This is a genomic window from Halorussus lipolyticus (assembly GCF_029338375.1).
In the GTDB taxonomy this organism is placed as follows: Archaea; Halobacteriota; Halobacteria; order Halobacteriales; family Haladaptataceae; genus Halorussus; species Halorussus lipolyticus.
Map to the genome: position 1 here is coordinate 12,885 of NZ_CP119808.1, position 12,678 is coordinate 25,562.

At 57.2% G+C, this 12,678-nt stretch carries 12 protein-coding genes and 1 pseudogene; 6 read left to right on the forward strand and 7 right to left on the reverse strand.

The features are described 5' to 3' along the window. Window positions 1–323: 323 nt before the first annotated feature. Window positions 324–1,028, forward strand: a complete 705-nt coding sequence (locus tag P2T57_RS19855) for a CPBP family intramembrane glutamic endopeptidase (RefSeq protein ID WP_276302728.1) — start codon at window positions 324–326, stop codon at window positions 1,026–1,028. A 347-nt stretch (window positions 1,029–1,375) separates the two neighbouring features. Further along, entirely contained in the window at window positions 1,376–1,786 is a 411-nt protein-coding gene (locus P2T57_RS19860; RefSeq protein WP_276302729.1) for a serine hydrolase domain-containing protein, read from the forward strand. Between the two features lie 170 nt (window positions 1,787–1,956). Here the strand turns inward: P2T57_RS19860 and P2T57_RS19865 are convergent. Beyond that, a pseudogene (locus tag P2T57_RS19865) lies at window positions 1,957–2,535 on the reverse strand (ABC transporter ATP-binding protein); the annotation flags it as partial. A gap of 222 nt (window positions 2,536–2,757) precedes the next feature. Next, window positions 2,758–3,138, reverse strand: coding sequence for a DUF7987 family protein (locus P2T57_RS19870; RefSeq protein WP_276302730.1), 381 nt, complete (start codon window positions 3,136–3,138; stop codon window positions 2,758–2,760). Between the two features lie 238 nt (window positions 3,139–3,376). Here P2T57_RS19870 and P2T57_RS19875 point away from each other — a divergent pair, with 238 nt between their 5' ends. Beyond that, the gene (locus P2T57_RS19875; protein ID WP_276302731.1) at window positions 3,377–3,565 is read left to right on the forward strand and encodes a hypothetical protein; all 189 of its coding nucleotides are present in this window, start codon (window positions 3,377–3,379) and stop codon (window positions 3,563–3,565) included. Window positions 3,566–3,873: 308 nt separating this feature from the next. Here P2T57_RS19875 and P2T57_RS19880 read toward each other — a convergent pair whose 3' ends face one another. From P2T57_RS19880 to P2T57_RS19895, 5 genes are all read right to left on the reverse strand, one after another. Beyond that, window positions 3,874–4,299, reverse strand: coding sequence for a DUF7010 family protein (locus tag P2T57_RS19880; RefSeq protein WP_276302732.1), 426 nt, complete (start codon window positions 4,297–4,299; stop codon window positions 3,874–3,876). A gap of 50 nt (window positions 4,300–4,349) precedes the next feature. Then, window positions 4,350–5,159, reverse strand: coding sequence for a CPBP family intramembrane glutamic endopeptidase (locus P2T57_RS19885; protein WP_276302733.1), 810 nt, complete (start codon window positions 5,157–5,159; stop codon window positions 4,350–4,352). A 343-nt stretch (window positions 5,160–5,502) separates the two neighbouring features. After that, window positions 5,503–5,835, reverse strand: coding sequence for a CPBP family intramembrane glutamic endopeptidase (locus P2T57_RS20420; protein ID WP_420028571.1), 333 nt, complete (start codon window positions 5,833–5,835; stop codon window positions 5,503–5,505). 317 nt (window positions 5,836–6,152) lie between these two features. Next, window positions 6,153–8,108, reverse strand: a complete 1,956-nt coding sequence (locus tag P2T57_RS19890; RefSeq protein ID WP_276302734.1) for a serine hydrolase domain-containing protein — start codon at window positions 8,106–8,108, stop codon at window positions 6,153–6,155. A gap of 104 nt (window positions 8,109–8,212) precedes the next feature. Then, on the reverse strand, window positions 8,213–8,869 hold the full coding sequence (locus P2T57_RS19895; protein ID WP_276302735.1) for a DUF998 domain-containing protein: 657 nt from the start codon (window positions 8,867–8,869) through the stop codon (window positions 8,213–8,215). A 287-nt stretch (window positions 8,870–9,156) separates the two neighbouring features. On the opposite strand from P2T57_RS19895, the gene P2T57_RS19900 reads away from it, so the two are divergent. The 3 genes from P2T57_RS19900 to P2T57_RS19910 all read left to right on the forward strand — a co-directional run bounded on the left by P2T57_RS19900 (window position 9,157) and on the right by P2T57_RS19910 (window position 12,603). Then, the gene (locus P2T57_RS19900; RefSeq protein ID WP_276302736.1) at window positions 9,157–10,005 is read left to right on the forward strand and encodes a CPBP family intramembrane glutamic endopeptidase; all 849 of its coding nucleotides are present in this window, start codon (window positions 9,157–9,159) and stop codon (window positions 10,003–10,005) included. Window positions 10,006–10,288: 283 nt separating this feature from the next. Beyond that, window positions 10,289–11,173, forward strand: a complete 885-nt coding sequence (locus P2T57_RS19905) for a CPBP family intramembrane glutamic endopeptidase (RefSeq protein WP_276302737.1) — start codon at window positions 10,289–10,291, stop codon at window positions 11,171–11,173. Window positions 11,174–11,745: 572 nt separating this feature from the next. Beyond that, window positions 11,746–12,603 (forward strand): CPBP family intramembrane glutamic endopeptidase, encoded by an 858-nt coding sequence (locus tag P2T57_RS19910; protein ID WP_276302738.1) that lies wholly within the window; start codon window positions 11,746–11,748, stop codon window positions 12,601–12,603. The last annotated feature ends 75 nt before the right edge of the window (window positions 12,604–12,678 follow it).

Genomic DNA, 12,678 nt, shown 5'->3' on the forward strand with positions numbered 1-12,678 from the left:
AGGCGGGTCATTTCTGGGTGCTGGGTTTTCGTACTAGCTATTTTATAGTTTTGGTGATTGGGTTGTACACTTCTACACAACCGAACTAAGTACTATAACAAGCAAAAGCATGACAAAATGGCGTAAACCAAATATCGGTATACAGACTCTGCCTTCTAATAGTTGAGACTCGCAGTCACAGTGCATATGTGGACGAACTGGTGAGCGAGCAAATGTCGGTAGTATCACTCTGTAAGTGTTCAAGATTCACAAGGAATTACTTCCCCATATGAGCTTTAGCAAGGCCTAATACCGATGTATTCGTAGTGAGAATTATATCGTCTATGAATGTCGGGAGCACAACGGAAGCGTCTCAACATAAACTCCCGCTTGATCGAACTCAACTCGCAGTGCTCTGGACCCTTCTCGCACTCGTAATCCTTACCCTGACCGTTGCCGTCTTGGGGACAACTGTACCAATATTCCACGTCGTTTGGCTGGTAATTCCGCTAGCAAACCTTATTCGATACCGCGACGCGAACCGTGTCGGATTCCGTCCGCTGACGTGGCAGCGTTTCCTCCGAGGTGCAGTCGCGGCTGGCATTGCGTATGGACTCCTCCTCGTGCTAGTTGAACCTTGGACGGGGGTGTACGACCGACTTCTCTCATTGGCGCTCGAAGGCCCCGACCCGACGTTCGCATGGCTGGTTCGAATCGACGGCCCAGGTAGGTGGGTAACACTAGTAGTATTTAGCGGCCTGGTGACGCTCTACAGTGAGGAGCTGTTCTTCAGAGGTTGGCTACTTCAGTTACTCGCACGTCGGACACGAGCTCGGAACGCCATCATCGGACAGGCCCTTGTATTCACACTGCTTCAGTCAATTCCGGCGTTCTTCTTTGATCCAGTTCAGGCGTTACTGTATCTCGCCGTCTACGCATTCGGACTGGGGATCATCGTCGGCACTGTTGCACACCGTACCGAAAGCATCTGGCCGGGACTCACCGTTGTTACCGTCGCGAACCTGATTCTTTCCCTGCTCCTTGTATAATTATAGGAAATCACACTTTACTGCCCGCCCTGAATACAGACCAACTAATATGCGTGTTTCAAAATGGGTAAGTGTCTGTGACACACTCTCCAGATGAGTCTGGGTCGGGGACAGACGATATCGAAGGCAGAGACGATTCATCAGGAGAGAACACCCCCAGAAGTACACGTCGCCGGATTCTACAGACGGCCAGTGGGGCGGGTCTGATCGGTGTACTCGGTATTGGGGGGTGGATACGACGGACAGAGTATCTCGAAGGGATCCGGGATTGAACCAACTTGGTTTCAGAATCGCCGGCAACCGGTAGCCGTGTCTCCGAACCGAGCTCGGAGGTAATTCCGGCTGATATGTTGTTGGCCGAGATTCAGCGCTTCAGCGAACGACGATCGAATACTGGGTTACAGGCGGCTGTGATTGTCGACGATGGGACCATCTGGCGTGGCGTCGCCGGGAATGCGGATCACGGTGACCCGCTCACGCACGACTATCACCTCTACATCGGCAGTGTCACCAAGCTCCTCACGGCCACGCTAGTGATGCGCCAGGTCCAGCAGGGGACTATCTCGCTATCCGATTTCATTGACGAATGGTTCGATCTCAAATATGCCGACAACGTGACCGTGCAGATGCTCCTGAACCATACGAGCGGGATTCCGAACTATACAGAGGATCTCTGGTTCGGTCTACGATATTTCGCCAGCCCATCAAGCGGTGGACCCCGGCCGATCTCGTTGACATCATTGGGGACGAGTCGTTGAACTTCGACCCCGACTCCCGACACCTCTACTCAAACTCGAACCGGTGAGCGCGCCGAGCAAACCGCCGACGAGGAGGCTCACCAGCAGGGTGAACGCCATCACACGAAGCTCCCAGTTGCCTCTATCGAGATTCGCATCGGCGAACCGGCCTGCGAAGCCTCCCACGACGAGACCACCGGGAGGATGTGGGTAGAGAGGAAGACCGTCGTCCCCTCGTTGGTGAGTTCGCGGATGGTCCGAGCTGCGCGAGGGTCGAGGCCCGAGGTGGGTTCGTCGAGGAAGGCGATGTCGGGGCTGTGGAGGATGGCCTGGACGTAGGCGACTTTCTGCCGTATTCCCCTTAAGTAGTCGGCGATGCGGGTGGCGGCGTCCTTCGGCGACAATCCGAGTCGGTCGAAGAGTTCGTCGATGCGGTCCTAAGTGTTCTGCTGGGGGAGGTCACAGAGTCCGGCGACGTAATCAAGTTGTTCGTACGCTGTGGCCTGCTCATAGAGTGGTGGTTCCTCGGGCAGATAGCCGATGTGAGGACGGAGGGTGTCGCGGTCGGTGACGGAGACGCCGGCGACAGTCGCGATGCCGCTGGGTGGCGTCGTCAGGCCGATGAGCAACCGCATCGTCGTGGTCTTGCCGGACCCGTTAGGACCGAGAAAGCCGTAGACAGTGCCGTCGGAGACGGTGAGGTCGAGTTCGTCGACGGCGGTCGTTTCGCCGTAGCGTTTGGTCAGTGCGGTGGTTTCGATAGCTGTCATGGAGGGCGTTAGGACCGCTATTGTCCCCCGGCCCGAAATAAGTCACTCCTTCGTAATGGCAGCCCAAGCGAGACACAACGAGCATCCGAAGGAAGAGACCAGTGTGATTCGACCGACAGAACGGTGTATTGCTCGTCTGGCTCTGTTGACATCCTATTAGTTCGATGTTATCTCCGGTGGAACAGCTGTTAGGTGGGCGTGCGAGTGAATCAATCGAAGCGGTCAGTCACTCCCGTAGTCCGTGTACTGTCGGAGTAAACCAGGAACCACGACACCGACTGCGAATACTATCCCATAGACGATCTCTGACGGTAGGTCGGTGAATTCAAGGAGTCCAAACAGGAGTCCCATTGCGATCAGAACGAAGATGCCAATGAGTCTGTTCTCAGCAGTCATCAACCCCTCCCGTTTGTAGAGGATATACAGTGATAGCCCAACTACAACGACGATCGCAACAAGAACGCCGCTGAAAAGGTCTATCGACCCCGTAGCGAGACTATAGACCAACCCGAGTCCAACTGAGACGTACGCAACGGCGAGAGCTACGACGCCTCTTCGTCCACCGAAAAATTGGTCGTCGTCTACACTCTCGGAAGGTGCCATACTCCAAAATCACAGAAGGCGTGTAAATAGGTACGTGCAACCTCCGGAACTTCGAATTACGCCTATCCGAACTATCCGGTCGATGTATTCTCTGTTCCTAACGAATTGCTTCCTCTGACTTTTTAGCGTCTGAGGGGTTCAATAAAAGCCGCTCGTCTCCATGTCCTGAGTCGAGTATCGAGGAGAGGGTATGAAATATCTCCCTCAATTCTATTGTCTCAGGAGTTGTTTCGATAGTATGGAGACTCAAGTACGGATGTATCTCGCCGGGGCTATTGCTGCATTAGCTGCGTTCCTGTTCGTCTCGCTGGCCTTCTCGGGGCAATTCAATATCTTCCATGGCGGGGTGTTCCTCGTGTTCTTCATCGTGGTGATGGTCGTCTTCGCCAACTTCGTCGAGTGGGCAGAAACACTCGAATCGAACTGACCAAGTTACTCGAACACCCGAGGTATCTCCGTTATCGACCGGTCCTTATGGGTCGTGGCGACCCTCTCTCGTGGCCAAGTACGAGATTCAGGCTCTGTTGAAACCCTAGTAGTGCGACACTCTCTCTACTGCAACAGCCGTTAGGTAGCTGTGCGGGGTAGTGAGCGTATCATACTCAGCAATGCTGAGGGAAAGATGATGCCCGGCAGGTCAATCATGACGCCAGACGTATAGTGAGAATACGAGTAGAGCGATTGCAGTGACCCAGCCACCAACAGCGAAACTCTCCGGTAGTGTCCACCCAATCGTCACCCCTCCCCTATCAGAACCGCGGCTAAGACAGCGTACGCCTTCATGCCATACAGAAACACAAATGGGAGATAGTGGACGCCGACGACAAGCATAAACGCAGGATAATACCAGTTGATGTTGTAAAGGGCCGCCGCACCGATAACCGGAATCAGCAGCGGGACGATGAAGGCGACCTGCACCGCAAGCCCGTCAAGCGGATTCTCACTACTGAGCGTGGCCGATCGACCACTAAGCCGGAGTGTGAGTTGTGTGGGTGGGAAAATGAACACCCTAACGACAAATAGTGAAATTACCCCCGCTTGAACGGATAAAAAGGTCCCGAGACTAGCCGATAACAACCAAATCACGCCTGAGACAGATTGCCCGACGGCACCGTTGACATACACCAACCGGATCTCTCGTTGAGCTTCCGTGACCTCCATACAGGCGGTATGCTAGTACAATCTCAATATAGTGTCCATCCACAACACTGTCAGAGCAGCGCGACCTGTACGAGCGAGAGCACCACCAGCGGGACGTGGAACGCAGCGTGGCCCACCATCGCCGCCTCAAGGCTCCGCTGCCAGTACAGCCACCCGAGGAGGACGCCTGCGACTGCGTTCAGAAGGACCGTCCGGGCGATCAGTGCTGGAGTGAGATCGACCGATTGGGCGAGCGCGGGGAGGTGACCCACGCCGAACAGCACGGCGGAGACCACAATCGCGGCCCACATTACGGCCGGTCCCGGGCCATCAGTCCGATGGCCGGTGACACGCCATCCGACGAACGCGATGACCGACATGAGCCCAAACCGGAGCATAAGTTCCTCGGTGATTCCTCCGTAGAGGAATCGGACCGGTACGTACGCGAAGACGTCCAGAAGGGTCGGCCTCGTCGCTCCGATTACTGATTGCGGCAGGTCCTGGGCGACAAAGGGCATTAGCAACGCGTCGAGGACGACTATCAGGACGCCCCCGATGATGCCGATTCTGACGGCCAGTCCAACATCCTTCCGGAGACGTTGCCAGATTCCGCCATCAGTTCCCGTCCCGTCGATGACGTACGACCGCAATCCCACTCGGGGCGCTGCATATGCGCCGAATAGACATGCGAGGCCGAGGAAAAGCAAAGAGTTGACACCCGAAGAGACGGCGAGAAGCAGAAGCGTCAGGCCGGTCGGGATGGCACTCGGCGGTGTCGTGAGGAAAATATAGCCGACGAGCGCCACGATCCCTGGCAGACCCAATATCAGAGACACACCGAACCGCTTGCCAAACGAGGAATTGCTTGCGATGGAGAGCATAGCGGTCTCGACTCCCGATGCCGGCAAAGGCGTTGTGGAACTGTCCTCGCCATCTTCATCGTGTATTCGAGCCGCGACCAGCAGTTGCCGTCGTCGTTCCATCGCCCCCGGCCTCATATCCGGGCTGACCGCGCGTATCCACGAGCAGCATGGCCACGACCACCCAGAGGGCGACCGTCGTGACCACGAGGATCGTCGTAGAATCACCGGTACTGATGACGTCGAGTGGAAGCGGGACGAGGGTGCTGTTGGCCGTGTTGAACCCAGTGTGTGAGGATGGCGAGCAGGACACTCCCAGTCTCGTTGTTAATCTACGTTAGAACGAACGCAACGCCGACAATGTTCAGGATTCGGACCACGGTCGTTGGCGCGACCTCAACGAACGACGCCAGCCCGTGGAACGTTGTCGGACGGTTGCCAACAACGGAAGGTGACAGAACGCCCAGACAACACCGAGAATGAGCGTCGCTGGCACGGGTGCATATCGCTCCTGGAGCTTCGGGAGCGCGAACCCTCGCCAGCCGGGTTCCTCGTTCCCACCACCAATGAGTGCGATTGTGACGAACGAGACGAAGACGAGTGAGACGCGCTCAGGGAGCAGTTCAGGGTTGACGGACGCGCCGCCGACGGTGAGGCCGACGCTCGTTAGTGCGATGATTAGAAGCGGGATGGTCACCGCAGCGATGTACCACCGCGGCGCGACGCGTCAGTCGACGATCTGGCGTGACCACGCCTGAACCGAATCGCTCCCGAGCCACGTGACGACGAGGGCTGCGAGGAACGGGCCGTACCCCTGAGGATGAATCCAAGGGTTCTGATTGGCTCGGTCAGTTCTAAGAGGGGACCCAGCCACGCCACCCACGAGATGGCGTAGGCGAACGCGAAAAACGCCGCAACCGGATGGGCATCGACACGCTCGCGAATCTGCTGTCTCATTGTGCGATACTCCGAGGGACGATTATTGCTTCTGGTATCGTGTTCTTTGGATAGATTTTATACCGGCAGAATGCCGAGCAAGGACAGTTGCCAGGCGAACAGAAGCGCGAGTGCCGTCACCACCGAATAATGCAGTCGAGCGGGCCGGCTCCAGTAACTATCGCGCCATGCGAAGCCCGTTACCACGATGGCCCCGACTGTACCGGCGAGGGCGACGTACCGAAGGACCTTCCCGGCCTGGAGCGCCAACGACGGCGAGGCGGCTTCAGCGTTGAAATTGATCCAGGCGAACAGGAAGATCACCAATACGACCAGCCAGAGCAGACTCATCGTTCCCAGAACCCACTGGGCTGCCCGCTCATGGTCGCTCGGAATGTCACTCCCTCGCCAGCGTCGCCACACCGGCCCGCCGAGCCATAGCAAAAGGACAGAGAGGAAGGCCACGATGCCTGCTCCGAGGACGGACTGGAGCACGGTGAGACTCTCGTACCACGGGACGCGCTCGTACGTAGCCGGCCCGAATGAGTGTCGGAACAGGTGGGTCGCACGCCCGTTCTTGTCGAACTGGAAGACCAGCAGATCGCCCCCGCCGACCTCCTCGTAGACGCCGGGTCGCCGTTCGACCCACCGACGAGTTTCTTCCCCCAGGGAAGCGGTCGTCAAATATCCCTCGTCGGTGGCTCTGACGCTGTAGGTCCGCGTCATCACGCCGAGGACACGCTCCCAAGAGGACTCCGAAATGGTTAGCGAGCGGTAGTCACCAGTCAGTTCGCGCGCCCGTTCGGCGGCACCAGCCGGTGGTTCCACGACGGGAGTGTCCGACCGCGGGTAGTACCGATCCGTGAATGCCTGGAGGAGTTCGAACCGAGCGGGGCCGCCGCCGGGACTGTTGTAGACGACGAAAATCCCTGTATCACGCTCGGGATAGAGCGCCAGCAGACTCTTGAATCGCGGTGTGTCGCCCCAGTGACCGACGATCGTCTCGCCGTTGCGGTCCATCTCAATGAACCCGTAAGCCATCCCGTTGAGTTCCGGCACCTCCTCGGACTTCGTGAAGTGCCGCCGGTGCATATCGCGGGCCGTCGCGGCCTTCAGGATCTGCTCCGAGTTGTAAGAACCTTCGTTCAGGTGTGCGATCATGAAACGGCTCATGTCGGTCGTAGTCGTGCGGAGCGATCCGCCTTCGGGCGGAAGCGTCCAGATAACCGGTTTATGGGATTGGTACTCGCCGTTCTGGTGGGTATATCCGATGGCCCGGCGTGACTCCAGTCGGTCGGGGAGTGGCTGGGCGTACGTCGTATCGGTCATACCAAGCGGAATAAAAATACGGTCGTCGACCAACTCACTAAAACTCGCGTCGGACTGCTCGGCAAGGGCGTGTCCGGCCAGCGCCGTCCCGTAGTTCGAGTAAGCGACGAACTGGCCCGGCGGCCTGACCCGCGACGGCTGGTGATCGGTGAGAATCTCCTCCATCGGACGTATCTCGTCGGGGTCGTCAGCGACCATTCCCGAGAAAGTGTCCTCGAATCCCGCCGAGTGCGTACCGAGGTCTTCGAGCGTAACGGGCTGGGCGTAGGTGTCCGGCACCGTGACCGTAGAGTCAGCCAGGTACTCGTTGACATCGCGGTCGAGTTCGAGTTGCCCGTCTTCGACGCCTTGCATCACGGCGGTCCATGTCACGAGCTTGCCGGTCGAGCCGATACTGAAGACGGTCTCGTTCGCGACGACCGGTCGCTGGGATTCGAGTTCCGCGTACCCGTAGCCCTTCGCAAGGACCACCTCCCCGTCGTTGACGATTACCACGGCCGCACCCGGGACGTGGTACTCCTCCAACTGGCGGGCCATCGTCTTGTCAAGCCATGCCTCGGTCTCCGTTCGATTTGTCAGTTCGCTCTGGTCAGAAAGGGTATCAGCTGAGCGGACGGCGGGAGCTGCTGTCGTTCCGATCGGTGTGCTCACGAGAGCGACGATCAGGGCAACTACGACGATGGATTGAATGTATCGATATTGCATGGTATTTCCCGTTTCAAGGGCTACTTCGAGTGTGACCCCTGAATCGGACCGTGGCGAAACCTGATTGGCCGCAGTGGCCGGTTACCAAATCACGCTGACTCGCGTCATGCCGGCTCCTGGACGTCGTCTAATCGGTCGCTCATTCCCAACAGGTATCCGCCGAAGGCGACCAGCCAGAGCATCACTGGGTAGATTATCATCCGCTCTGTCCCACCGTGACTGATGGGGCCAAATGCCGCAGTGTTACCCCCATCGCCGAGGGCCATCAGCACGACGAAGACGAGGCCGAGCCCGCCGGCGAGGATGGACAGTACTCGCATGACGCCACTGAGGCGGGTCGCGCTCCCGATGGCCTGCACGTTGAAGAACACGAACGCGAGCAGCGCGGCGAGTCCGTGGAGGCCGCCGGTGTCAAGTGGGAAGAGGCCAGCACCGATCGCACCGAGGCCCGCCAGTGCGAAGATGGCCAGCAACCAACGTTTGCCGTGGGTTCTATAGAAGAAGTACCCGCCGAGAAGGTTGAAAATACCGACGACGACCAGTGAGATGTTGAACAGGAGCGCCGTCTCCGGGAATACACCGAGGTCACTGATGGCAGCCGCGCCGAAGTCGTAGCCAGGGACCATCGCCGCCCCGAGCATGATGACGGTCATGAACTGTGCAGCGAGTGCGAAGAAGAATACACCCGCCAGTTTTTGCGTCTCGACCGTGAACCCACGAATCGAGAAGGCTCTTCCGTCGTAGGATTTGAATTGCGTCATATCTCGGTCACCTACACACTAATTGGTTTGACGAGAGCTTAAACTAGAAGGGCGCTTTTCACCGCCTCAGATGATCGATTCGCAGAGGTCGCAGTATGAGTGGCGATATCACCGAACGAAAAGCCAGGCAACGAGTCCAACGGAATGTTCGGCGAACTCGGGCGCATTCGAGAACTGCTGAAGCAGGGATGTACGGCGTAGCAGCACGGTTTTTCCGTGTCCTCTTGGATGCGATGTACCCGTATTATTCCGATGACAGGAGGTAGTACAGTAGGGCTATCACGACCATGACGGCAACCGACCGATTGGAAACCCTGGCACAGTCGATTACTCCGTGGGGGTTCCCCGTCCTCTATCTCGGGTGGGCTTACCTGTTCTGGGCCCCCATTTTCGGCTCGGGAACCTCCGTCTGGGAGGGGACGAACCTCCTGCTCTTCCTCATCGGCGGCGCGAGCCCGCTGCTCGCCGGCCTCACGATGGGCTGGCTCACGGGTGGGACAGAGCGCGTTCGTGACCTTGGTCGTCGGCTCGTAGACGTTGGACGAATATCTGCGAGATGGTGGCTCGTCATCCTCGTGTTCTGGCCGCTTTTCAATCTCTTCACCGCAGGGGCTGCAATCGCACTTGGCGTCACAGATCGGCCGATCAGCGTCGTCTGGGCAATCCTGACTGATCCTGCGACGCTCGGGTTCATGCTGGCACTTGGCCTGCTGTTTCCTGCAATCGAGGAAATTGGACTCCGGGGCTACTATCTCGACCGGCTCCAGGAGCGGTTCAGTCCAGTCGTCGCCGGGATACTCAACGGAAGTACTTGGGCCGCTTGGCACGCGGCGTTCGTCTTCTTTCCGGGCTACTACGCGAACACCAGTTACGACCCAGCGCTCTGGTGGTGGATGCCGAGTATCGTCCTGCACACGCTAATTTTCGTCTGGATCTACAACAACACGGAACGGAGTATTCTCGCTGTCCTCCTGATCCACTCGCTGATGAACCTCACCGGTGAGTTTCTCGGTCTCGCCGACGATATGTTCCCATTTCAGCTTCCCGCCCTCGTGCTCGTTGTCACCGCTCTCGTCGTCAGCGGCCAACTGTCCCGTGCATCTGTAGCACCCAAACCGTCACCAGTAGGGGAGTAACAGGAATCCATACGACCGAGATTCTAACTCCAGAGCCGCCGAGATCCAAATCTCAAAACTCTCATCGAGGAGTCCTTCGAGTCAACAAGACGCTCGCACTCAACCCCTCTCTCAAACTCAGTAAACCGACAGCGTCTGTTGGTCTTCAAGAATCTTTGAGTTTCAGAATTTACAAAATATCGAGATAATAACAATCCTTTTCTTAATGGACCCTGGAAGTCGGCTACGAGCATGACACTCATAAAAACAGGTTATCAATTTCGCGGAGTGCGGGTGAGGTAAGATGACTGGTGAGGTCCAACAGTCCGGAGTCCGGTCGTGGATAGACCGCCACCGCCTCGTCGCCTTCCTGCTGATTACCTACTCGTTCACGTGGATGATTCAGGGAATCGTTGCGGCCATGGGGCTTGAGGCGTCGTGGACACAGTCGATTCTCATCGGCTTCGGCGGGTTCGGGCCACCCGTCGGAGCCGCCGTCGTCATCTGGGCCAGCGGTGGCGACCTCCGCAAGTGGATCGGGCAGTTCTTCAAATGGCGTATCGGTGCTAAGTGGTGGGTGATCGTGCTCGGACTGCCCTTCATACTGCTTGGCTCGGGAGTCATCCTGTTCGTAGCGCTCGGCGGCCCCATCGACTTGAACTCGTTCCCGTTCCCGGGGATTTATCTCTTCGTGCTGGTCTGGGGAACCATATGGGGCGGCGGCCAGGAGGACCTCGGCTGGCGCGGCTTTATGCTCCCACTCCTCCAGGACAAGTACAGTGCACTGGTCTCCAGTCTCATCGTCGGCGTCTCCTGGGCCGCCTGGCACCTCCCACTGTTCCTCAACGCGGCCACGACCCAAGGCGCGTGGCCGCTCTCCCAGCAGCTGATCTGGGTCGTCTCGATCCTCTCCGGCGCGATCATCTGGACCTGGATGTACAACAGTACTGGTAGCGTCCTGGCTGTCGCCGTGGTTCACGCCGGCATCAACGGAATGGGCATCTTCCATCCCGCTGACGTGGAAGCATTGGCTCCCGGCGGAGTCCCGGACATGGCATTGAACCTCCTCGCCGAGGTGACTGGCGCCGTCCCGCTCCTCCTGTTCGCGGTTCTTCTCGTGGTCGTTTACGGGGGGGAACGGCTCGCAGATGGCGAGATTCCCGGGCCCGAAGTTGTTGGCCTCGATTGACGCTATTAGGACATCTCACCTTCTCGGTGGGTGGGTATCGGATCAACACTACAGGCTCTCGTTTGACTGTCAAACGAATCTACCTCTGAGGCATGAGGCGGCCGAAATCGCCCGTTCAAACCACTGAATCTAGCAACTAATCTATAGGTCTGCGCTCCCTGTGCAAAGATACAGCGCGCGTATCTTACATGGCGAGACGACACGATGCTCGCAGTCTCCGCATCCGCTTAATTAGCGCAGGGCCTCAATCAAAGCACGTTGCGTAAGGACGAAAATGGTCCTGCGAACAGAGAGAACGGCAGTTTGTCTGTGATTTCAGTAGAGGCCGACGCGACCACTTCCTGAGAAACCCTATAAGGCCAGTCACGTTGTTGAATTGTCGCTTAAGAGCATGGCCGTGGAAACGAGCAGTATCGGGATCGAGCCTAGTAAAATGTAGATGTGAAAAGCGGTGTCCTCGAACGTCGCTAGCATCTTCTCGCTGGCTGCATCTGGCAGATGAACGCCGAATAGCTCCGAATCGTAGGTCTCAAGCTTAGTATTATGTATTTAGCGACACCTATGGTTGGATAATGCGCGAAACTGAAAGCCGAAAAATCGGCAGTACGTCGGTGGAAGTTGGAAATCCTTGGGTATTCTTCGCTGTGACGTATGCCATTACTTGGACCGTCTTACTGTTGGCGATAGTGTTGGGTATCAATTTTCAGACCGCTGAAGGAGTTGTGGTGCAATTATTGGGCCTGATCGGCCCTAGTGCTGCCGGTATCGGATTTGTCTACCTTGTCTACGACGAGGAGGGGAGGGCAGATTTCTGGAATCGCATCAAGGAGGTTAGCAGAATCGGCGTGGGATGGGTCCTCGTTATCCTTCTGGTCCCAATCGTCGTGACTGTCGTGGCAGGAATCGCGGATTTCCTCCTGGAAGGCCCAGGTGTAACATGGGGCGAAGTGGTCCAAGAGACGAGTGTTAATCCCTTGGCAATTCTACCAGCACTTTTCATTGCGACACTCCCACCGATCTTGGAAGAATTGGGATGGCGTGGCTACGCATTAGACCGTCTTCAGATGGATTGGTCGGCATTAAGTGCCAGTTTGATTCTAGGCGTGGTTTGGGCGGGCTGGCACCTCCCCTTGTTCTTCATCGAAGGTTCGTTTCACCGTGAGGTGGTTGGATTCGCAACAGTAGGATTCTGGCTGTTCATGATTGGCATCGTCGCGCTCTCGGTTGTCTTCACCTGGGTGTACAATCACATCTCGCGGAGCATTCTCGGCATAATCATCTTACACGGATGGGTGAATTTTGTGTCTACGACTATTGAGGTTGCAGACGAATTTTTCTACCCCGTCTGGGTGCTTCTTGCCTTCCTCGTCGTGGGAATTTGGGGACCGAAAACCCTGACAAAGCGTGATACCGTTCCAAAGCCGCCATAGAGTGCGGATTAACAACTTAGAAGTACGGCATGACCAAAAGGAATTCAGTTGACCGTCAATAGCGAACGATTCGAC